Origin of the sequence: Halobacillus alkaliphilus, from assembly GCF_900113125.1 — a bacterium.
Classification (GTDB): Bacteria; Bacillota; Bacilli; order Bacillales; family Halobacillaceae; genus Halobacillus; species Halobacillus alkaliphilus.
The window spans coordinates 17336-40503 of the sequence record NZ_FOOG01000035.1 but is presented as its reverse complement, the minus strand read 5'-3'; the positions used below and the strand labels follow the sequence as shown (position 1 = coordinate 40503).

General features: G+C 42.7%; 15 protein-coding genes. 12 read left to right on the top strand and 3 right to left on the bottom strand.

Annotation, left to right across the window (positions count from 1 at the left end):
* Positions 1–101: 101 nt before the first annotated feature.
* Positions 102–1160 (bottom strand): DmpA family aminopeptidase, encoded by a 1059-nt coding sequence (locus BMZ06_RS15820; protein ID WP_089753430.1) that lies wholly within the window; start codon positions 1158–1160, stop codon positions 102–104.
* Positions 1161–1539: 379 nt separating this feature from the next.
* On the opposite strand from BMZ06_RS15820, the gene gltB reads away from it, so the two are divergent.
* From gltB to BMZ06_RS15800, 4 genes are all read left to right on the top strand, one after another.
* The gene (gene gltB / locus BMZ06_RS15815) at positions 1540–6120 is read left to right on the top strand and encodes a glutamate synthase large subunit (RefSeq protein WP_089753428.1); all 4581 of its coding nucleotides are present in this window, start codon (positions 1540–1542) and stop codon (positions 6118–6120) included.
* Positions 6121–6139: 19 nt separating this feature from the next.
* Positions 6140–7627, top strand: coding sequence for a glutamate synthase subunit beta (locus BMZ06_RS15810; protein ID WP_089753426.1), 1488 nt, complete (start codon positions 6140–6142; stop codon positions 7625–7627).
* An 838-nt stretch (positions 7628–8465) separates the two neighbouring features.
* Entirely contained in the window at positions 8466–10514 is a 2049-nt protein-coding gene (locus BMZ06_RS15805; RefSeq protein ID WP_089753425.1) for a catalase, read from the top strand.
* 290 nt (positions 10515–10804) lie between these two features.
* The gene (locus BMZ06_RS15800) at positions 10805–12163 is read left to right on the top strand and encodes a dipeptidase (protein WP_089753423.1); all 1359 of its coding nucleotides are present in this window, start codon (positions 10805–10807) and stop codon (positions 12161–12163) included.
* A gap of 35 nt (positions 12164–12198) precedes the next feature.
* Here the strand turns inward: BMZ06_RS15800 and BMZ06_RS15795 are convergent, their stop codons facing one another.
* Positions 12199–12834: a GrpB family protein gene (locus BMZ06_RS15795; RefSeq protein ID WP_089753421.1), complete on the bottom strand. Its 636-nt coding sequence runs from the start codon at positions 12832–12834 to the stop codon at positions 12199–12201.
* Between the two features lie 253 nt (positions 12835–13087).
* Here BMZ06_RS15795 and BMZ06_RS20810 point away from each other — a divergent pair, with 253 nt between their 5' ends.
* The 7 genes from BMZ06_RS20810 to BMZ06_RS15765 all read left to right on the top strand — a co-directional run bounded on the left by BMZ06_RS20810 (position 13088) and on the right by BMZ06_RS15765 (position 20235).
* Entirely contained in the window at positions 13088–13249 is a 162-nt protein-coding gene (locus tag BMZ06_RS20810; protein ID WP_175477909.1) for a hypothetical protein, read from the top strand.
* A 283-nt stretch (positions 13250–13532) separates the two neighbouring features.
* Positions 13533–14720, top strand: coding sequence for a carboxylate--amine ligase (locus BMZ06_RS15790; protein ID WP_089753419.1), 1188 nt, complete (start codon positions 13533–13535; stop codon positions 14718–14720).
* A gap of 103 nt (positions 14721–14823) precedes the next feature.
* Positions 14824–16371 (top strand): Mur ligase family protein, encoded by a 1548-nt coding sequence (locus tag BMZ06_RS15785; protein ID WP_089753416.1) that lies wholly within the window; start codon positions 14824–14826, stop codon positions 16369–16371.
* 41 nt (positions 16372–16412) lie between these two features.
* On the top strand, positions 16413–17123 hold the full coding sequence (gene cuyB, locus BMZ06_RS15780; RefSeq protein ID WP_089753414.1) for a cysteate racemase: 711 nt from the start codon (positions 16413–16415) through the stop codon (positions 17121–17123).
* A 57-nt stretch (positions 17124–17180) separates the two neighbouring features.
* Positions 17181–17462 (top strand): hypothetical protein, encoded by a 282-nt coding sequence (locus BMZ06_RS15775; protein WP_089753412.1) that lies wholly within the window; start codon positions 17181–17183, stop codon positions 17460–17462.
* Positions 17463–17870: 408 nt separating this feature from the next.
* Complete coding sequence (gene ftsX / locus BMZ06_RS15770; protein ID WP_089753410.1) at positions 17871–18764, top strand: permease-like cell division protein FtsX; 894 nt, start codon at positions 17871–17873, stop codon at positions 18762–18764.
* A 37-nt stretch (positions 18765–18801) separates the two neighbouring features.
* On the top strand, positions 18802–20235 hold the full coding sequence (locus BMZ06_RS15765) for a murein hydrolase activator EnvC family protein (RefSeq protein WP_089753408.1): 1434 nt from the start codon (positions 18802–18804) through the stop codon (positions 20233–20235).
* 106 nt (positions 20236–20341) lie between these two features.
* On the opposite strand, the gene BMZ06_RS21320 is transcribed toward BMZ06_RS15765, so the two are convergent.
* Complete coding sequence (locus BMZ06_RS21320) at positions 20342–20533, bottom strand: hypothetical protein (RefSeq protein ID WP_483866626.1); 192 nt, start codon at positions 20531–20533, stop codon at positions 20342–20344.
* Between the two features lie 1022 nt (positions 20534–21555).
* Here BMZ06_RS21320 and BMZ06_RS15760 point away from each other — a divergent pair.
* A complete protein-coding gene (locus BMZ06_RS15760) occupies positions 21556–23145 on the top strand; it encodes a DUF2334 domain-containing protein (protein ID WP_139205843.1) in 1590 nt (529 codons plus the stop codon).
* Positions 23146–23168 lie beyond the last annotated feature (23 nt).

Sequence of the window (23168 nt, the reverse complement as noted above, 5' to 3'; positions counted from 1 at the left end):
TTATTTCCCCACCAGCCCTTATCCATCTAACGTAACGGACCCAATTTATCTCGAAACTGAGTCTTCAAGTAACGGGAGCTTATCTTTAGTACTGCACGGTTTTATAATAGTGAGACGGGATACTTTTCGAGTAAGGACCTTAGAGCCTGGGCCTCGTTACCCTCCCTGCCTGTTACTGAATCTGCTGTAATCAATGAATTGAGAACGGCTTCTTCAGTAGCTTCGCTTACGGCACGAAAGGCTTCATCTATGTCCGTTTCATGAATCGTCTGAAAAGAAAGGAGAGGTGTGTCTGCTTTATAGGGAATTTTAGCAGCGGTCGAGAAACCAATAACGACATCTCCGCTTCCAGTTGTAATCAGGGATCCTGTACGGGATAGGCCGGTGACCGAACGTTTAATAATACGATTTAATTGCCTGTCAGAAACAGGGAGGTCTGTAGCCACAACCACCATCACAGACCCCTTGTCGGCCTCATAGGAAGCTTTGACATGTTGGCTTAACTGCTCACCTACAGGCCTGCCATTCACCAGCAAATCCCCCATACGTCCAAAGTTAGTGAGAACGAGGACCCCGATCGTATAAGTTCCGTGACGGAGTTCAACCAGGCGGGAAGAAGAACCCACGCCTCCTTTTAACGAATAACAAACCATCCCTCTTCCGGCTCCCACACTTCCTTCTGGAAATTCAGAGGAGGCATCTTCCAGCGCCTGGACCACATGCTTCTTTTCTATGGATAGGTTTCTAATATCATTTAAGATCATATCATTGCATTCTCCCACCACAGGATTCACACTTCCCGTCGATCGTCCAATTTCGGGGTTCCGTTCGAGCATGTATTCAATCAATGCCTCAGAGGCCGTCCCGATCCCTAAAGTATTAGTCAGAAGAATCGGAGTTTCCAGGGTTCCTAATTCATTCATTTGCACCGTTCCGATCGTTTTTCCGAACCCATTGATAATGTGGTTTGATGCTATTAATTTTTCTTTAAAAATATTCCCTTCATGCGGAAGGATGGCTGTAACTCCTGTTTGAGTACTTCCTTCACTTAACGTGCAATGCCCTACCCGGACTCCCTCTACATCCGTGATAGCATTACGTCTTCCCGTACTTAGTGTACCTATATCAATTCCAAAATCTCTTATTCTCAGCTGGCTCATTTTAACGTCTCCTTTCTCTTTTTACTGCTTTCGAAAAAACTTCGTGAAACTCCTTTATTTTTAAAGTGTATATTCATCCGGTGGAAGGTGTATATATACAAAATTCTTCTTCAAAAAAACTATATAAAGGCTGATGATCGTAAAAAAATTAAGAAAATTTTTCAAAAAAACACAGTTTTATGATTGCGCTTACACTATCTAAATGAATGTGTTTACGCGTATTTTGAATTGTTTCATTTCTGTGAAAATATACGCAAATACTGTCACGAAAGCGTGAATCATCTAATTTTTCATGATATACTTGTAAGAAACTAAAAAGACAGAATTTTTTAATTTCTACTTTTGACCTACAAGAATAAGTCCGCTAGGGGGAATGAATATGCAAAAAAACGGCTACCCTGTACCGCAGGGTCTTTATCATCCTGAGAATGAACATGAAGCTTGTGGCATAGGAATGATTGCGAATATTGATGGAACGAAAAGTCACAGCATTGTTGAAAATGCGATCACTATACTTTGTAACCTGGAACACCGGGGAGGACAATCCGCTGATATCAGTACTGGTGATGGAGCGGGAATTCTAACCCAGATTCCTCATTACTTCTTTAAAAAACAGTGTGAGAAAGAAGATATAGAACTACCGGAACCGGGAGAGTATGGAATTGGGATGTTCTTCCTTCCAGAAGATCACGATACTCGAATGGAATGCAAACGAATTTTCGAAAGAATTGTGGAAGAGGAAGGACAAACCTTCTTAGGCTGGCGTACCGTACCAATCAATGATTCATTTGTTGGGGACGATGCTAAGAAGACGAAACCATTCATCCGCCAGGGGTTTGTTGCGCCTTCAGAAAATATCAAGACGCAAATGGACCTGGAGCGCCGCTTGTACATTATTAGAAAGCGCGCGGAAATTGAGATAGCTGGTAAAGAAGGCTATGACGATTTCTATATGAGCAGTCTGTCTTCCAGTACGATTGTTTATAAAGGGATGCTGATTCCAGAACAGCTGGATTCCTTCTATATAGATTTGAACCACCCCGACTTTAAAACGGCTCTGGCTTTAGTCCATTCCCGTTTCAGTACAAATACATTCCCGAGTTGGAAACGTTCACACCCGAACCGCTTTACCATTCATAACGGGGAATTTAATACATTAAGAGGTAACGTTAACTGGATGAGAGCACGTCAGGAGCTTTGCAGTTCTGAGTATTTCAGTGAAGAGGATCTCCAGAAGATTCTGCCGATCATTGACTCCGAGGGCAGTGACTCTTCGATGTTTGATAATGCTTTTGAATTTCTTTATTTATCGGGACGCTCCCTTGCTCATACAGCCATGATGATGGTTCCTGAGCCTTGGGCAAATGACAATACCATCCATGAAGATAAAAAGAGTTTTTATGAATACCATAGTACGTTAATGGAGCCGTGGGACGGGCCAGCAGCACTTGCTTACACCAATGGAAAGCAGATTGGTGCTTGTCTGGACCGTAATGGTTTACGGCCTGCAAGATACTACGTCACAAAAGACGGAATGATTGTGCTGGGTTCAGAGGTAGGAGCCCTGGACATCTTTGCGGACGATATTTTGTATAAAGATCGTCTCCACCCAGGGAAGATGCTTCTCGTGGACTTAGAAGAAGGTAAGATTATTCCGGATGAAGAAATCAAACTCCAAACGGCCAGAGAACATCCTTATCAGGAGTGGATTGATAATCATAAGTATGACCTGGAGGATTTGCCGGAACCAACGGTAGAGCACCGTCCTGTCAACCCATTGATCGATCAGCAGCTCGCTTTTGGATACACAACAGAAGAATTAAATAAAATTATCGTTCCTTTAGTATCCAGTCAGAAGGATCCTGTCGGTTCGATGGGGTATGACTCACCGCTTGCTGTTTTATCCAAAAAACCACAGCTTTTATATAGCTACTTTAAACAGTTGTTTGCCCAGGTGACCAACCCGCCGATCGATGCCATTCGTGAAAAATTAATTACCATGGTAGAAACAACGATTGGAGCTGAAGGGAATTTAGTAGATCCGAAACCGGACAGCTGTCGTCAAATCAGGCTGGAAACTCCCGTACTAACGAACCGTCAACTGGAACAGCTGCGTCAGCAGTCGTTAGAAGGGTTTGAGGCCCGCACTCTATCTATTTTATTTGAAGCAAAAGAAAATAAGATGGAGCAGGCACTTGATCGTTTGTTTGAAGAGGCTGATCAAGCCGTAGAAGAAGGAACGACTCTCCTCATCCTTTCTGACAGAGGTGTAAATGAAAATGAAGCCGCAATACCAGCTCTGTTAGCTGTTTCCGGTCTTCACCATCACTTAATCCGTCAAGGCACAAGGACGAAAGTCAGTCTGTTGATAGAATCCGGGGAACCTAGAGAAGTTCACCACCATGCCGCTTTATTAGGCTATGGAGCTGAAGGGATCAACCCTTATTTAGCCTACGAGACGATCCGCGACCTTGTAGACCGCGGTGATATACAGGTAGACTCCTATGAAGCTGCGGTACAAACATACGTTAAATCCGCAACAGACGGAATCATTAAAGTCCTTTCGAAAATGGGCATCTCCACGATTCAAAGTTACCGTGGTGCTCAAATTTTCGAAGCTGTCGGGATCCAGAAAGATGTAGTCGATAAATACTTCACGCGTACAGCCTCCCGTCTTGGTGGAATTGGCTTAGATATTATTGAAAAAGAAGTATTAATGAGACATGAGAAAGCTTATACAGAAAACCGTGGAGGCAACCGTCAGTTAGAAGCGGGAGATGAATTCCAGTACCGTGAAAACGGAGAGGATCATCAATATAATCCGCAAACAATTGCTACCCTTCAACACGCATGCCGAAGCAATGATTATGATCTTTTCAAGCAATATTCCCAAATGCTGACAGATGAGAATAATAATCTACAGTCGCTGCGCGGCTTGTTGTCCTTTAAGAATCGTCCTTCGGTGCCAATTGAAGAAGTTGAATCTGTGGAAGACATCTGCAGGCGCTTCAAAACAGGTGCCATGTCTTATGGTTCGATCAGCCAGGAAGCACATGAGGCACTAGCGATCGCTATGAACCGTGTCGGCGGAAGCAGTAACACGGGAGAGGGCGGAGAGGATCCGGACCGTTTTACTCCTGATGATAACGGTGATACCCGCCGGAGCTCCATTAAGCAGGTAGCTTCCGGACGTTTCGGAGTAACGAGTCATTATTTAGTCAACGCGGATGAAATTCAAATTAAAATTGCTCAAGGTGCAAAACCCGGAGAAGGCGGACACCTTCCTGGTACAAAAGTATATCCGTGGATTGCAGAAGTACGCGGATCTACCCCTGGAGTTGAGTTGATCTCTCCTCCGCCGCACCATGACATATATTCAATCGAAGACCTTGCAGAATTGATCTACAACTTGAAGAACGCGAACCCTAAAGCACGCGTAAGTGTAAAACTAGTATCAGCCGTCGGCGTCGGTACGATCGCAGCCGGTGTTGCTAAAGGACGAGCAGATCTAGTCTTAATCAGCGGATATGACGGGGGTACGGGAGCGGCTCCAAGAACAAGTATTAAGCATACCGGTCTGCCTTGGGAAATCGGTCTTGCTGAAACGCACCAGACCCTTGTACTCGACCGTCTTCGTGACCGAATTGTCGTGGAAACGGACGGGAAAATGATGACAGGGCGCGATGTAGTCGTTGCGACCTTGCTTGGAGCTGAAGAATATGGCTTCTCTACAGCCCCGCTTGTCGTATTAGGCTGCGTCATGATGCGTGTATGCCATCTGAACACTTGTCCAGTAGGAGTAGCGACACAGGATCCTGAGCTCCGGAAGAAATTCACGGGTGAAGCGGATCACCTGGAAAACTTCATGCGTTTTATTGCACAGGAAGCAAGAGAATTAATGGCGGAGCTTGGTTTCCGTACGATTAATGAAATGATTGGACGTACCGATGTACTGCAGGCGAACGAAGCGATTGACCATTGGAAAGCCAAAGGCGTCGACTTATCGGCCCTTCTTTATCAGCCTGTTGTACCTGATAATTATGGACGCTATGCGATTAGAAAACAGGACCACGGTCTTGAGAAAACACTCGACGTGGAAGAACTGATTCCACTTTGTAAAAAAGCGATTGAAACAGGAGAGCCTGTGGAAGGAACAGGTTCCATTCGAAATATACACCGGGTTACCGGAACCATATTGGGAAGTGAAATCACCCGCAAATATGGAGCAGAAGGTCTTCCGGAAGACACAATCCGTCTGACCTTTAAAGGATCAGCGGGCCAGAGTTTCGGTGCTTTTATCCCGAAAGGAATGACACTGAGACTCGTCGGGGACGCCAATGATTACGTCGGAAAAGGATTGTCCGGAGGTAAAATCATTGTACATCCATCTCCTAGGTCCACTTTCGTACCAGAAGAAAATACGATTATCGGGAACGTCTCATTCTATGGAGCTTCTGGTGGAGAAGCCTACATTAATGGACTTGCAGGTGAGCGTTTCTGCGTACGTAATAGTGGAGCAGAAGTGGTCGTTGAAGGAGTAGGAGACCACGCATGTGAGTACATGACAGGTGGAAAAGTGGTCGTTCTTGGGGGGACGGGCCGCAACTTCGCCGCCGGAATGTCTGGAGGAGTCGCTTACGTGCTGGATGAAACCGAAGAAGCTTTTGAGACAAAGTGCAACCATGAACTTGTACAGACTCAAAAGCTGACAGACTCTAAGGAAATTCAAGAACTTTATGAAATGATAGAGAAGCATGTGGCTTATACCAATAGCACAAATGCCCAGCGCATTTTGAATAATTGGGATGCCTTCGTTTCTAAATTTGTACGTGTCATACCGACGGCTTATCTTGCTATGCAGGAACGTATCCAGAGCCTGAGGGCAGAAGGCATGGAGAAATTTGATGCAGAAATGACTGCATTTGAAGAAAGTAATAAGCCAGTAGAAACAGTAAAATAACAACAGAGGGGGAGATCTGATGGGAAAGTCTACTGGATTCATGGAATATGAGCGTCAGTCGATACCTGAGCGTGATCCGGCAACGAGAACGAAAGATTGGGAAGATTACACTTTACCTATGTCAGACGAGGAAGCACAAAAACAAGGGGCGCGCTGCATGGACTGCGGCGTACCTACTTGTCATTCAGGGATGGAAGTCAAAGGCATGACCACCGGTTGTCCCGTGTACCATCTAATTCCTGAATGGAACGATCTCGTCTACAGAGGTCAGTGGAAGGAAGCTTTAAAGAAAGAACATGAAATGAACAACTTTCCTGAATTCACAGGATTCGCCTGCCCAGCTCCATGTGAAGGAGCCTGTGTGCTAGGTATAAATGAACCGCCTGTAGCTATTCGTTCCGTCGAGCGTTCCATTATTGAGAAAGGGTTTGCTGAAGGCTGGGTTGTTCCTGAACCTCCGGAAAAGCGAACCGGAAGAAGCGTTGCTGTTGTAGGCTCCGGACCTGCAGGCTTGGCCGCAGCTGCCCAGCTTAACAAAGCTGGACACTGGGTTACCGTATTTGAACGTAGTGACCGCGTAGGCGGATTACTAACGTACGGTATTCCGGAAATGAAGCTTCCTTATGAAATTGTGGAGCGAAGAGTGAATATCCTGAAACAGGAAGGGATTCGTTTTCAAACGAACACCGAAGTAGGAAGAGACTACCCGGTTTCCCGTCTTAATGAAGAGTATGATTCCGTGATCCTTTGTGGAGGAGCAACTACTCCTAGGAACCTGGAAGTCGAAGGCCGCGGTTTAAAAGGTATCCATTATGCTATGGACTTCCTTTATGCGAATACAAAGAGTTTGCTGGATTCAAACCACGAAGATAAAAATTACATTAGTGCGAAAGATAAAAATGTGATCGTTATTGGTGGTGGCGATACAGGGACAGACTGTATCTCTACTTCCGTCAGACATGAATGCAAGACACTGACCCAATTTGATATTTACGATAAAAAAGGGTCAGAACGTGATAACGAAGTGAACCCATGGCCTCAATACCCGATTGTTCATACGGTAGGTTATGGACAAAAGGAAGCGGAAGCCAAATTTGGTGACGACCCGCGTGCTTATGCCGTAATGACAAAGAAATTCGTCGGCGATGAGAATAATAGAATTAAAGAGGTTCACACCATTGATGTGGCTCTGTCCTTTGACGATGACGGCAATAAAGTAAGGACAGAAATACCTGGTACAGAAAAAGTCTGGCCAGCCGATCTTGTTTTGCTTGCTATTGGATTCAGTGGTCCAGAACAGGACTTAATTGAGAAGCTTGGAATTGAAACTACTGTTAGAACTAACGTAGCTGCCCAGTATGGTAAGTACACGACCAACGTGGAAGGTGTATTTGCCGCCGGTGATATGCGTCGCGGACAGAGTCTGATCGTTTGGGCCATTAATGAAGGACGCGAGGTTGCGCGTGAGTGCGATCGATTTATGATGGGCTCCACACAGCTGCCATAACTTTAGAATAATCAGAGATGTCTCTATAACATAGAGGCATCTCTTTTTTTTAGAAGGATCTAATAAATCAACTTATTTCTTTTACAGATAAGCTCCCATTACTTGAAGACTCAGTTTCGAGATAAATGGGTCCGTTAATAAAATGGGGATGAGGATTGGTGGGGAAATAACTCGTCTTGTTCCATCACTCAGACACTCGAGACATAAGCCGTTCATCAACGGACGGAAAAACCACCCTCCTTTTGATGCTCGGCTTATGCTGTTCGTGTCTTTCGGGGTGATTCCACATTTGAACACTTTCCTATGGCCCTACACGACGTAGGGTCGATCGACGTTGCCACAGGACGTGGCGATCTTAGTCGATCCTCCTTTTACCACGAGCTTCCTCGCTCGTTTTCACTCCCTGCGGGATCTCACCTAGTCCCTTCTCCCATGGGAGTCTCATCATTTCCCCACCAACCCAACACGATTATGAAAAACGGACCCTTCTAGAAGAGAAAAGTTCTCCTTCTTAATCTGTGTTAAATACTTTAATACAGGCTATTGCGATAGTTACATCTTGAAAATAGCTGCACAATCACATGGTCTCTTTACTTCTCACTCAGGTGATGTTTTAAGTGGTTTCGACCTTCCTCATACCCAATACCTCGAAATCGAGTCTTCCACAATCCGGCCCGATACTGGAATAACCCTTTTATAATAACGCTACCATTGTGTGTGCTAATTCTATTGAAGAAAATATCTCGGTTTGAAAGTTTTAACAGATGGATGATGGGGTACTAGTTATGTGGAGTTTATAAAGAGTGTTTTTTTATAATCATTTTAAGGAGGAACCTTAATGAGTGATAAGAAAAAAGTAGATAAGCAAAGTAAAGACGAGCAGTTGGAGCACTATCGCAGAGACGATTCAGGAAAAAGTCTTACAACCAATCAAGGACTGAAAATGTCAGAGGATGAGTTTTCTCTGAAAGCTGGAGAACGCGGCCCGACATTAATGGAAGATTTCCACTTCCGCGAAAAGATGACCCATTTTGACCACGAACGTATTCCGGAGCGTGTGGTGCACGCAAGAGGATTTGCGGCTCATGGCGAATTTGAACTCTATAAATCTCTTGAAAAATATACAAAAGCAGATTTTCTGACAGATACTTCTAAAAAGACACCCGTATTCACTAGATTTTCAACAGTAGCGGGTAACCGCGGTTCTTCCGAAACCGTACGTGATGCTCGCGGCTTCGCGACTAAATTCTATACCGAAGAAGGAAACTACGATCTAGTGGGTAACAATATCCCTGTATTTTTCATTCAGGACGCCATTAAATTCCCTGATCTAGTTCACGCATTAAAACCTGAACCTCATAATGAAATGCCTCAGGCAGCATCGGCTCATGATACATTCTGGGATTTCATAGCGAACAATCAGGAATCCGCTCATATGGTAATGTGGGCCATGTCTGACCGCGCTATTCCTAGAAGTTTCCGTATGATGGAAGGGTTCGGAGTACATACATTCCGTTTGGTAAACGCGGAAGGTAAGTCTCATTTCGTGAAATTCCACTGGAAACCGGTACTGGGGACTCACTCTTTAGTATGGGATGAAGCTCAAAAGATTTCCGGTAAGGACGCAGACTTCCACCGTGGTGACCTTTACAGCTCCATAGAAAATGGAGATTATCCGGAATATGAACTAGGACTACAGGTCATTCCAGAAGAAGACGAGGATAAATTCGAATTTGATGTTCTGGATCCGACGAAGCTTTGGCCAGAAGAAGATGTACCGGTAGAAATCGTCGGTAAATTAACATTAAACCGTAATGTCGATAATGTTTTTGCTGAGACGGAGCAAGTGGCATTCCATCCTGGTCATGTCGTACCAGGCATTGATTTCACCAATGATCCATTGCTTCAAGGTCGTTTATTCTCCTACACGGATACTCAATTAATCCGTCTCGGAGGTCCAAACTTCCACGAGCTTCCAATTAACCGTCCAGTCTGCCCATTCTTTAACAACCAAAGAGATGGATATGGCCGTCAGACGATTAATAAGGGTCAGGTCAGCTATCATAAAAACTCCCTTGCCCAGAATACACCGGAGCCTGCAGCTCCAGAAGAAGGCGGTTATGAGCACTATCAGGAGAAGGTAGAAGGGCGCAAAATACGCGCGCGAAGTGTAAGCTTTAAAGACCACTTCTCTCAAGCTACGTTATTTTGGAACAGTATGAGCGAACCAGAGAAAGGTCATTTAATTCAAGCCTTCAGTTTCGAACTGGGTAAACTTGAAAGTGATTCAGTTAGAAAGCAAGTGATTGAAATGTTCTCAAACGTCAGTCTTGAGCTGGTTCAAGGAGTTGCCAAAAACATCGGCATCACTCCACCAGAACATGGCGGATCCGATGTAACTAAATCTTCTCCAGCGCTAAGCCAGCAAAATACTGTATTCAAACCGGATACTCGTGTAGTTGGTGTCATTGTTGCCGACAATTTTGCCGGCAGTGAGGTGACGAATGTCCTGGAAGGATTGACTGATAAAGGTATTTCTCCTGTGGTTATCAGTACCCATCAAGGCACTCTGAAGGGCGCAGATGGTACAGAACTTACCGTTGATCACACATTTACAACGGTTGATCCTGTGCTGGTTGATGCGATTTACGTGGCAGGAGGCGGCGAGCAGGATAAGGCATTCAGGAAGAAAGCCTCTTATTATCTAAATGAAGCCTTTACGCACTTCAAGCCGCTTGGTGCTACGCATGAAGGGATCCAACTATTGAAAGATAATGAATTGTTGGAGGAAGCAGGCGTAGTAGCAGAAGAAAACGGAATTGAATTCGTAAGCAAATTTACGGAAGCTGTAGCGGCTCACCGTCACTGGGATCGCCAGGTGATATAAGAACGAGATGTAAAAGACTGACCCCGCTGGGTCAGTCTTTTTTTACTATAATAAAAATAAGCAGAATGTATTGTTTGAACTTGTCCGAAATAAGGAATAGTAATATACATAATCCTAAAGTGAAGAGGTGTTCCTATGTTACGTACGATTCTAATGATTATTGGGCTTATTGTGGTTATTAGCTTTATCATTTCATTGCTATAATTTAATTATTAATTCATCAAACTCACCTTTCTTAAGGTGAGTTTTTCGTTATACTAATATGTATAATCTTAAGGAGGGTTTCTATCGTGAAAGAACAGGTGGAATTACATAAGGATTCGTTTATAGAAGAACTAAAAGATTTCTTAAAGATCCCGAGCATATCTTCCTTACCTGACCGTAAAGAAGATGTAAATAGGGGAGCCGATTGGGTAGCTGAATCTCTAGGGAAGGCCGGTATGGAAAATATAGAGGTCATTCAAACAAAAGGTCATCCTATTGTATATGGTGACTGGCTCCATGCGGAGAACAAGCCTACGGTCCTTATTTACGGTCATTACGATGTCCAGCCTGAAGACCCTCTTGAACTGTGGGAAACTCCTCCGTTTGAGCCAGTGGTCCGTGATGGGAAAATTTATGCCCGCGGAGCGACGGATGATAAGGGGCAGTTATTTCTTCATATTAAAGCGATTGAGCTTCTCATGAAAGAAAACGGCACGCTGCCGGTTAATGTGAAATTTTGTATCGAAGGAGAAGAGGAGGTTGCGAGCCCGAACCTTTCTCCTTTTATTAGGAGTCAAGAAGAAAAGCTGGCTGCAGATGCTGTCGTCATCAGTGATACAACTTTTATCGAAAAAGGACAGCCGGCCATCTGCACTTCGCTTCGCGGAGCTCTTGCTATGGAAGTAACAGTGAAAACAGCAAACACTGACTTACATTCCGGCTCCTACGGGGGAGCTGTACCCAACTCGATTCATGCACTTGTTTCTCTTATGGACAGCCTTCATGATGAAACAGGAAAAATCGCTGTAGAAGGTTTCTATGAGGGAGTTCCTGAAGTTACAGAGGAGTTAAGAGAAGAAGTGGCGCAAGTTCCGTTTAATAGTGAAAAAGTAAAAAGAGAACTTGGACTGGAAGCCTTTTTTGGTGAAGAAGGTTTTACTTTCCAGGAGCGTGTGGGAATACGTCCGACGCTTGAGATCAACGGGATTACAGGCGGTTTTCAGGGAGAAGGGTTAAAAACCATTGTACCTAATCAGGCCAGTGCTAAAATCAGCTGCCGCTTAGTGGGCGAGCAGAACCCGCAGGCTGTGTTTGAATCTATTCAGCGACACCTTGAGAATCACAAGCCTGCCGGGGTCCGAATAGAAACAGAGCAATTGATTCAGGCAGATCCGGTATCGCTTGATTCTCAAGATGCCTATATTCAAGTAGCAGCGGATGCTTATGAGCAAGTGTATGGCGTTCGCCCGCTTTTCCCTAAAGAGGGAGGATCGATTCCCATTGTTGAAGTGTTCGCCAGTGTCTTAAAAGCACCTGTTGTGTTAATGGGTTTTGGTCTTCCTTCGGAAAATCTTCATGCTCCAAACGAACATTTTCACTTGGAGAACTTTACAAAAGGGATCGAAACCGCAGCTAATTATTACATTAGATTAGGAAATAAATAACCATCAGCACCCGGGTTTTACAGAATCCGGGTGTTTTATTTTCTTTTAGCTTTTTGAATGATGGATGAGATGAAAGCTCCCTTACTTTTTGTGTAGGCCGGCCGATCATTTGAGTAGCGATTGGCGAGTCTGAGTTTTAGAGAATTATACTCTTCCACTGCTTTAGAATGCTGACGCAGGTAATTACGAAATAGGAGTTTTTCTTCCCATTCCTTCTCTCCAAATTCACATAGATGTAAGTGAAAAGTCTGCGCCTCCTTCTCCTTCTTGAAAAAACGACGGTCTACAAGTTCCGGCTTAGGTACGTACATATATCCAATGGTTGATAAATGCGGTATGTACGAATCGTAAGAGGCCAGAGATCTAACTCCTGCCATAATGTCAATAATAGGCTTAGCTTGTAACCCGGGGATGGCCGTGCTGCCTATGTGTTCAATTCCAAGAACATTTTCACCCAAAATTTCTGCGATTAACCTTTGTTCCCGTTCGAATAATACGGGCCATTCTGGATGGTAGGAACTTAATGAGACCGTTGGTTTTTCTGTGGATGTTTGGTTCGCACAAGGGAAACAGCAAAGGGTCTGGTCATTGTTCACCACTCCTTCCAAAAATCCACCTGAACAATAAATTAACGTTCCACAGTTGCGGCACTTGCCTACTGGCTCTCTCATCAGGATCTCTCCTTTAATAGTAAAGTATCATTTTTCAGGGATGGAAACGCCTGCATAATACGGTGGTACATCCAGTATAGCAGAGAGGTATATTTAATAGAGGAAATTAGAGGAAGGATTAAAATACGCTAGGAAAAAGATGTATGTCTAAGAATTTGTGAATATAGGTTTACAAGACCTTGATTTCTGGTATTATATACAAGGATTTGATGATAAATCCTGATAAATACTATTTGAAAGGGGATATTAGCTTATGCTTACATCTCTTTATATGCTGTCACTTACTGTCCTTCTTACGTTTCTAGTGTTATATGCCGTAGATAAAGTGGCGAACCGCTTTAAGAACATCCAAAAAGATCCGGCTCAAGCTGAAGAAGTCCCGTCAGAAATTGATTTCAGTCACTCCTATAAATAAATGCTTACGTCCAAGCGGCCTCCCCAGGGAAAGGCCGCTTTTTACATGAGGGAGAAATTCTAGATGTCTTACAAATATTACCGGACCAGGTCATACATATATTTCCAAATATTACTCCCGGTAAACAGTGGATCTTCTTCCATACTTAGGGGCTGCTCGTTTTGTTAGCCTCGATAATATGGTAGAATAGATATGTTTAGATATTCGGCGAATAGCTTTGCTCAACTATGAATGAGTTTAATGAAATAAATGTTATGTCACGTTTGAAAAAAGGGGATTATTCATGGATAATAAAGCGGTTGTTTTAGGTGCGAATTATTATATAGGATTAAGTACAATCCGCTGCTTAGGCATTAACAATGTGCACGTAGCGGCTGTCGATTATTCGTGGGAAGGGGCTTATGGACTTGAGTCCAAGTACGTCTCTGAAGCGTTAATCGCTCCTCATTATAAAAAAGATCCAGAAGGACTTCTTTCCTTTTTGATTGATTACTCCAAACAGCAAAGCAAGATGCCTGTTCTTATTCCTACAGCTGATCCTTACGTAGAGTTTGTAGACGAGCATTTAATGGAATTACGGGAACATTTCCTTATTCCCCAAAAAGAACAGGGGCTATATACTAAAATAATGGACAAAGGTACGTTGCATACGCTGGCATCCGAGCACGGGGTAGCGGTGCCTGAAACGGTTCATATTGATGAAGAGAACTTTTTACAAAAAGTAGAGGAAAAAATCCAGTTTCCGTGTCTCGTTAAACCGGTGGATTCTCCTGCTTTTGTGACCAAGTTCAGAAGGAAGCTGTTCAAAGTCTTTACAGAAGAAGAGCTTCTTGAAAAAGTCAATATGGCTAAAGAAGAAAATATTGAAGTGATTGTACAGCGAATTATTCCTGGTTTCGATGATCATATGTACACCTTCGACGCCTACTTGAATCAAGACTCAGAGGTTACACATTGGGTCACTTGCCAGAAACTGCGTCAATTCCCTGTGAACTACGGGGCCTCGGTTTATACCCAGCAGAAATATGTCCCGGAGCTATATGACCTCGGGAAGAAATTCCTTGAAGGCATCCAATATAAAGGATTTGCAGAAATTGAATTTAAAAAAGATGAACAAACCGGACAATATTATCTAATTGAAATTAATGTCCGAATTACGAATTTAAACAGCCTGTTATATAAAACGGGAATCAACATCCCTTATATTACTTACAGAGAGCTAACCGGTAACCCAGTTGAGCCAAAAGCTGTTGAGAAAGACATGAATCTCGTCTTCTGGTATGCTTACGAAGATTTACTGGCTGTACGTGAATACGTTAAAACGGGACAGCTTTCCATTCAAAAGGTACTGGCATCTTATTTCCGTCCAAAGGCCCACGCGATATGGGATGCAAAAGATCCAAAACCCGCTTTTGCATTCGGAAAGAAAATGGCGGGTCTAGTGGCTGGAAAAGTACGGAAAACAAGCTGATTCAGTAAGGTTGTGAAAACACAACAAAGCTTGCCCATATACAAAAAATATAGGATCGCAATAATCGGATAAGGTTAAAACATTGCAGGGAAGGTAGATTAGAATGGCTAAACTATATGAATTGCTGAAATCCATTCAAGTTTTAGATGCTTGGAATGAACAAGAGCTGGATATTCATGGACTGGCTTATAACTCCAGAAAAGTGAAGCAGGGAGACATTTTTGTATGTATTAAAGGGTTTAAAACGGATGGGCATGCGTATATATTAGAAGCTATATCTAATGGAGCGGCTGCCATTGTGGTGGAAGATTATCAAGAAGGATGGGATGACATTCCTCAGTTTCGAGTAGAGGATAGCCGTAAAGCGCTTGCCGCACTAAGCGACGCTTTTTATAATCATCCCTCCCAATCGATGAAAACGATCGGCATCACCGCGACCAATGGGAAGACCTCTACATCCTTTATGACCGATGCGATCCTGGAAGAGCATGGAGTCAAGACAGGTCTCATAGGAACAGTGGTCGTTAAATTCGGCGACTATTCCGAGCCGACGAAACTGACGACACCGGAATCGCTGGATCTTCATCACTATTTTGCTCAAATGAGAGAGCAGAATGTCTCTCATGTAACGATGGAAGTTTCTTCTTCTGCCCTCGATTTAAAACGAGTGGGAAGCGTGGATTTCGATATTGTAACGCTGAATAATATCAGTCGCGAGCATATCGATCTTCACGGCTCATTTGAAGAGTACTTTAACGCTAAAGCCAGTCTTATCAGGGAAGCTGGCGCTGATAAATGGGCCATCCTGAACCTGGATGATCCTTATTCAGCTTCTCTGGTGGATGAAACAAAAGCGCAATTGCTCACTTTTAGTGTGGAAACAGGGGATGGAGATCTTATTTGTAAAAACCTTGACCTGTCCACCGGCCGTGCGAAATTTACAGTTGAAGTCAGAAAGCCGATATATGTAGGAGAGGCACCAATTGAGCCTCAGGAATTTGATATTGAACTATCCACACCTGGTTACCATTCCGTGTATAACTCAATGGTGGCTATTGCAGCAGGATTACTGAGTGAGGTACCGATTCCAACGATTCAAAAAGGGCTGAAATCCTTTGGAGGCGTGGAACGCCGTTTTGAAATGGTATTTGAGGATGACTTTAAAATTCTTGATGACCATTTTGCGAACTACGGCAATATTAACGTTACCTTAAGTACATTGCAGCAGATGGAGTATAATCAATTGAAGCTCATATATGCGATTCGCGGGAGCCGTGGGGTAACGGTAAACCGTGAGAATGCAAAAGCGATTGTTGAATGGGCTCCAAAGCTCGGAATTAAAGAAGTCATTGCGACCCTCAGCGAGTCCCATGTCACAGAAAAAGACCAGGTCACTGATGAGGAGCTGCGGGTATTCCAGGAAATGATGAAAGATGCAGGTATCCACGTGCATTTATATAAAGAATTGGACGACGCTGTTCGCCACGCTTTATCAGAAGTAGGAACAGACGATGTTGTACTTTTAGCTGGATGCCAAGGCATGGACCCAGGAGCAAAAATCGCGCTTGAGCAACTAAACAAAGCGAGACCAGAAATGGATGAAGAAGAATTATTCAAGCCGCTGAAAAACAGAGTGGCAGGAATCATGTAGTCATCATAGGAAGGTTCGGGTCTTACGCAAGGAGGCATTTCATGAACGATAAACTAATCGGTATACTCGGAGGCATGGGGCCAGAGGCTACTGCCGAATGCTATCTAAAAATCATCCGGGCAACTAGCGCCAGAAAGGATCAGGAGCATTTCCGCGTCATCATTGACAGCAATGCAAAGATCCCTGACCGCACAGAAGCTATATCCGGAAGGGGCGAGAATCCGGTACCCGAAATGATCCACGCCGCAAAAAACTTAGAAAAGCTGGACGTTGAGGTAGCCTGTATTCCGTGTATGACCGCCCACTATTTCATAGAAGACGTACAAAAAGAGGTTTCGTATCCATTACTGAATGCCTTTTTAGAGTTGAAAAGGTTTATCCGCAACTTCTATCCGGATATTTCTAAAATCGGCATTCTTGCTACCACGGGTACGTTAGAAACCGGCCTTTTTGAAAAATATCTCGATCATCTGGATATTGTATATCCAACGCCCATGACGCAAAATGAAAAAGTCATGAAGTCCATTTATGGTGAGAATGGAATAAAGAGCGGGAATACGGATGGAAAGCCTCTCCAGCTTCTAAAAGAAGCTTCTCAGGAACTGCTGGATAACGGCGCTCAATTAATCATATCGGGATGTACAGAGATCGGACTGGTACTGAAACCTTATCACCTTCCTGTACCGCTCGTGGATCCGATGGAAGTAGTGGCTAATGTCGTTGTAAAAGAATCCGTATATCAAAAATCTTAAGACTGTGAATGGTGGAAAACTCGTTTTTAAAGACCAATAAATAAAGGAGCGAAGCCCATGGCAGCCCATGACTTTGAAAAGTTTTTGTCAGAATCCTTTAGTGAAGGTGTTTATTTTAGAGAGTTACGGCTATCTCAGAAAGAAATTGATGCCGTAAGGACGATGTACCCGGCAGCTCTCATCAAACAAACGAGTGAAGTAAATGACGTTCAAAGTAAAGCCTGGTATGAAATCAATCTTTTGCCGGTAGAAGGCCAAACAGAAAATGTGGAAGCCATTCGACATGAAAATACTCGCTTGAAACGTGAACTTGAAGTATTAAAGCAATTAAAAAATTAATGATGAATTTCATACAGTTACGAAAGACAATTCCAAAGGGGTTGTCTTTTTTGTTATGGTTTGAACCCCTCATGTATATACACATGTCATTCGACAAAATGTTGGATAACCGCCCATAAATACCCTGGTTTTGTCACGTTTATGTAAAAGCATGAAACACAAATGTAATAATAAATTGTCTTTTTTTATCGAACTTGTTTGTTATAATTAGTAAGGTAAAAGAAGCCGGAAACGTAAAGATTACATATTTCAGACATCGAAGATTGACATCATGAGTTTAAAGCAGGAAGTGATATAAATTGTTTGATAAGCATCATCGCAATCGTTTATCTTTCGGTGTCCTGGAACCTATCCGATTTAAAAAAAGAGAGAAGATCGGCAATTCGGAAGTAAGAGGTGGCATCAAAGATGAAACTTAAGACATTTGGACGACATGGTAAAGAGGGCGTAAAGAACATTACGAGAAACCGCTGGATGTCCTTAGCTTCTATATCAGCTGTAACGGTTACTCTGCTGCTGGTAGGAGTCTTCGCTGCATTACTCCTTAATTTGAACCATATAGGCTCTCAAATCGAAGAAAACGTAGAAGTTCGTGTCTTTATGGACTTAACACTGGAAGAGCCGGGTCAAAATGAACTGAAAGATAAACTGCAAAACATCCCCGAAGTGGACACCGTGACCTTTCAATCCAAGGAAGAAGGACTCGAGAAGTTAATCGACAGTCTGGGAGAAGAGGGAGAAGTATTTGAATCCCTTAAAGATGAGAACCCGTTAAATGACGTGTACATCGTCAAAACCCAAAATCCTGAAGATACCATTCAAGTGGCCCAGTCTATTAAATCATTTGAAAACGTTGAGAAGGTGGAATATGCCAAAGAAACCGTTCAACGGCTTTTTAATGTGATGGATTTAGCTCGTAATATAGGGCTTGCCATAATTGCCGGGCTGTTGTTCACAGCTATGTTCCTCATTGCGAACACCATCCGTATTACCATTGTGGCCCGTAAAAAAGAAATCGGAATTATGAAAATGGTAGGGGCAACCAACTGGTTTATCCGCTGGCCATTTCTCGTAGAGGGCATCTTAATTGGTATGTTAGGAGCAGCTATTCCAATCGCTGTCGTAGTCTTTGGATACAGATACCTGTTCCAGGAAGTTACGACTCGATATCCGACATTATTTGTTGAATTACTTCCTGTCTACCCGTTTGTATGGAAAGTATCTATCCTGCTCATTTTAATGGGCGTCATTATCGGACTATGGGGAAGCTTTACATCTATTAGAAAATATCTAAAAGTTTAATATAAAAATATACATGTGTTTTGGGGAGGAAAAGGGATTGAAGTTTAAGTTTACAGTTGCACTCCTGATCGCCACGCTTGTACTTGCCGGCTTATCATCCGGAACAAGTTCAGTTTTCGCAGAATTGTATGAAGAACAAATCGAAAAAAGTAAAGAGCAAGTAGAAGAAAATGAGGACCAGCTAGAAGAAAACAAAAACAGCCAATCAGCCAATGAATCTGAGAAACAGGAAAAACAGGAACAAATTGACGAACTTAAAGAAGACCAGGAACAATTGAACCAGGAAATTGAGCGCCTGGACAAAGAAATGATGGAGACGACTGAGAAAATAGATAAAAAAGAAGAAGAAGTAGAGCAAACCAGAGAGAACATCGAACAGTTGAAAGAAGATATTACTGAACTGGAAAAGCGAATCGCTGAAAGGGACGAGCTTCTAAAAGATCGTGTGAAGTCCATGTACCAGAATGGAGGAGCCATTGATTACTTAGACGTACTTATGGGAGCAGAAAGCTTCGGTAACTTCCTCGAAAGAATCATGAGCTTAAATACCATTGCCGAACAAGACAGAGAAATACTTGAACAGCATAAAGCTGATAAAGAAGCTGTAGAAAGCAAAAAAGCAGAGGTGGAAGAAGAATTAACCTCTCTTGAAGAAAAACTTTCTGAACTGGAATCACTAAAGAGTGACTTGGACAGCCAGAAGGAAGATAAAAATGAACTGATGAAGTCGCTTGAAATGGAAGAAGAAGAACTTCATAATCACGTCATGGATTTAGAAGAAGAGAATGAAACATTAGCTGCACAGGAAGAAGCAATCAAGAAAGAAATCGAACGTGCCGAGAAGGCAGCCGAAGAAGCTGAACAAAAAGCAGCGGAAGAAAAAGCGCGGAAAGAGGCAGCTAGAAAAGCAGCTCAGGATCGTGCCGATAAAAAAGCAGCTGAAGAAGCAGAGGAAGCTGAACGAAAAGCCGAAGAAGAAGAGCAGAAAGCAGAAGAGGAAGCTGAAAAAGAAGCAGAAGAAGATAAAAAAGCAACTTCCAGCTCTTCGGGCAGCAGTGCCAAGTTCGCCTGGCCTGCATCTGCTGGAACCACATCCGAATACGGCATGAGGTTCCATCCAATTCATAACGAAAACCGTCTACACTCCGGTATCGATCTAGCTAAGAGCGGAACCGTACCGATAAGGGCAGCAGCCGATGGAACGGTCATACGTGCCGGTTATTCATCCAGTTACGGAAATAATGTATTTATCACTCACCGGATCGATGGCAAGACGTACACGACTGTATATGCCCACATGAGATCCACTCCGGCTGTTTCAGCAGGAGAGTCTGTATCCCAAGGCGATTTCCTGGGTAATATGGGAAGTACGGGGAACTCAACTGGACAGCATCTACACTTTGAGATTCATATCGGTTCGTGGAATCCTAGTCGGTCCAATTCAGTGGATCCACGCCGTTTCCTGCCATAAATTCTATAATACTACTAAAAAGGGATTGCACATTGAGTGCAATCCTTTTTTTTACAGCTATGCGACTGAATGAATCCATTGTGGGTTAGATCTAAAATCTATCTGCTTATATTTCTCGGAGTGGAGTTCCATTCATGGTCTGGTCATACATACTAACGACTTCGGATTTTGATTTCTTATTGTGAATAGGAAGGGCAGAGAATGACGTTAAATCTTCCTGGCATATGGGGCACATCCAAGTGCCCTCGCTGCTGCTGAATGAGGGGCGGTGGCACCGTGGGCATTGTTTTTTGTACATAGTGTTCCCTCCCTGTTAAATGCAACTACGGTATATTCTTTCTTAGTATTATAAGAAACTCTTGTTACTTAGTATAAGCGGAATTTATGAGTTCTTATTTGATATAGATTAATAAAACTTCTTAACTTCATGAATATACTATAATATTTAGCTCTTATTCCTTAATACTCCTTACCCGATTAAAGTACAAATACAACCGATTAATGAATATAATTATTCCTTGGTTTTAAGTTCATAAAAGGCTGGCAAACGAAACCTTACTAGCTTACCATTCTCCTGGAAGTCTCTTCATTATATTTGCTCAACCTGCGCCATTTAAAGACTGACGAGCGTTACCTCCGCGCTCAGAGAGAATTTCACATGGATACTTCGATACATATGGTTTATAAATCATTAAACAATCCGTATGTATGGTCTGTAACTTGTGGTTACTCGCTAATAATATATGACGATATAGGTCGCCCTAAAGTAATTGAATTTTCCAGCGTTAACTTATCGTTTTTTTACGAGTTGTCATCTTTTGCATTTTCCTCGAGGAATGCGATCCTTTCACTCTTTGTTCTTATTTAGTAGTTTTTCGTTCTTTACTACGAATTTGATAACGTGAGTATATAATATATGGTTATAAAATGGAAACTTTCAAAATTGACAATCTTTCTTAATTAAGAACACTTTATCAGTTAATACCCTCGATAAGCTACAGAATGCTTACTTTTTTAAAAAATCATCTCTAAAATCATCCCTTATATAGATGAAAATGTGATAAAGATAGCAAATTGAGGAGAGTTTAATTGGTCATAAATTAAAACTATGAGTCTTCCAACAAAAAGGGATTTACAAAGATAGAAAGCCAGTACCTAAGGTCTAGTTTAAGACACTAAATGTTCTTTATTACGAAAAAATCTTGCTTATTTTACAAAAAAACCCTTGTATTTCATGATAAAATCATGTATTGTGCTTTATAAAGAACAATATCTAAGCAATTATTTCCGCAAATGTAAATTAAGAAAGGGGGAGGCACTTTGAGGAATTGTCGTTCAATAAAGACAGTGCTTCTTGGAATGGGTATCTTAGTTCTGATTCAATTCTCATTCTTTCCATCGCCTGTTTTGGCTAAGGAGACATCCGGAAAGCACCCTGAGGTATTAGTCGTGTACACGACGGGAACCAACGAGCTAACTGAACAGCAGAGGAAGCTGGATCTTTTAATCAGTCATTTTACGAAGGAGGTACGGTTTACATCTGCAGAGGAATTAGCTAGAGAGGATCTCAATGACATCACGCACCTTTTCTATTTTGGGGAAGAGCAAAGAACATTGCCCAAAAATACTGTTCGCCTGATTGATGATTTTACCGGCGTAAAAATGGTCCTTGGATATAACGAAACTCAGTTTCCGCATAGCTATAGTTTCGTTAAAAAGAACGGTAATACAACTATTGAGAACTTAACGTTAAAAAAGACTAAAGAAACGATTACTCTGTCAGAGCCCCATCAAATATTTAAAATCAGTAAGGACTCTGATGCGCGAACGCTCATCTCAGCTGAAGAAAGCGGCAGCGAACATCCACTGCTTATTAAGAGCTATTCCAATTATTATTATGCAGACAGTGAAATTTCATTAGAGGATGCCATCCTAATGGGGGAAGTACTGCACCAAGTATTCGAAACGAACCATAGAGAGAGTCACCCGGCTGTTATCCGTCTGGAAGATGTGAATCCTAGACTGGATCCTGAAATGCTTCGCCAGTGTGCGGAGGTGTTAATAGAAAGAAACATCCCATTTATGGTCGCCGTGACACCTGTTTACAAAAACCCCGAAACTGGAGAAGAGTACCATTTAACCGATGCACCTGATCTTCTAAATGTCCTTAAGGATATTGAGGTGCAGGGGGGAGCGATCGTTCTTCATGGGTACAGCGATCAATCTGGTTCTGGAATAACAGGAGATGGGTTTGAATTTAGTAAAATGGAATATTCTGAACTGGAAACACGGATAGAGAAAGGTAAAGAAGAACTGGTGAAGCTCGGGCTTACACCTCTCGCTTTAGAAACTCCTCATTACACGATATCTCAAGAAGGATATGAAGCAGCAGCCAGCCACTTCACGAACTACCTGGGTCAGTTACAGCTCACAGATGATAACTGGAAAGTCATGATGGAGGCTCCGTATCTTACCTCTCCAACGTTTCTAAAAGGGATGGAATTGATTCCAGAGACGCTGCGATATGTGCAGGAAGGGGAAGTTCATTCGATAGAACGCATGGGTGAAAGAGCTGGGAACTTAATGATTTTAAGAGACAGCGTATTGAGTGCTTTCTACCATCCTTATCTCGGTCCGGAGGGTCTAGAAGAAGTAATAGAGGAAATGATGAGTTATCCAGCTCTGGAGTGGGTGGATCTTAAGACAGACGCCTCTCTTACTAGAGATGTGGCTGTTGATGACATAACTTCTGATGAAGAAGACTTACTACTGAACGCCAAAGTTAAACAAAATTCTTTCCTATCCTTAAATTTACGTTGGAATCCTATCATTATTGGTGCAGGAGTCACCATTATGGTCATCCTGCTGTCCTATGCTTTGTCTTTGAAAATCAGAAAAGAAAATGAATAGAAGCTATTTTTTTAACCGTTCGT

Bases quoted from the DNA above. Each gene is read 5' to 3' on its own strand.
- BMZ06_RS15820 (WP_089753430.1), bottom strand. From the start codon at position 1,160: ATGAGCCAGCTGAGAATAAGAGATTTTGGAATTGATATAGGTACACTA.
- gltB (WP_089753428.1), top strand. From the start codon at position 1,540: ATGCAAAAAAACGGCTACCCTGTACCGCAGGGTCTTTATCATCCTGAG.
- BMZ06_RS15810 (WP_089753426.1), top strand. From the start codon at position 6,140: ATGGGAAAGTCTACTGGATTCATGGAATATGAGCGTCAGTCGATACCT.
- BMZ06_RS15805 (WP_089753425.1), top strand. From the start codon at position 8,466: ATGAGTGATAAGAAAAAAGTAGATAAGCAAAGTAAAGACGAGCAGTTG.
- BMZ06_RS15795 (WP_089753421.1), bottom strand. From the start codon at position 12,834: ATGAGAGAGCCAGTAGGCAAGTGCCGCAACTGTGGAACGTTAATTTAT.
- BMZ06_RS20810 (WP_175477909.1), top strand. From the start codon at position 13,088: ATGCTTACATCTCTTTATATGCTGTCACTTACTGTCCTTCTTACGTTT.
- BMZ06_RS15790 (WP_089753419.1), top strand. From the start codon at position 13,533: ATGGATAATAAAGCGGTTGTTTTAGGTGCGAATTATTATATAGGATTA.
- BMZ06_RS15785 (WP_089753416.1), top strand. From the start codon at position 14,824: ATGGCTAAACTATATGAATTGCTGAAATCCATTCAAGTTTTAGATGCT.
- cuyB (WP_089753414.1), top strand. From the start codon at position 16,413: ATGAACGATAAACTAATCGGTATACTCGGAGGCATGGGGCCAGAGGCT.
- BMZ06_RS15775 (WP_089753412.1), top strand. From the start codon at position 17,181: ATGGCAGCCCATGACTTTGAAAAGTTTTTGTCAGAATCCTTTAGTGAA.
- ftsX (WP_089753410.1), top strand. From the start codon at position 17,871: ATGAAACTTAAGACATTTGGACGACATGGTAAAGAGGGCGTAAAGAAC.
- BMZ06_RS21320 (WP_483866626.1), bottom strand. From the start codon at position 20,533: ATGTACAAAAAACAATGCCCACGGTGCCACCGCCCCTCATTCAGCAGC.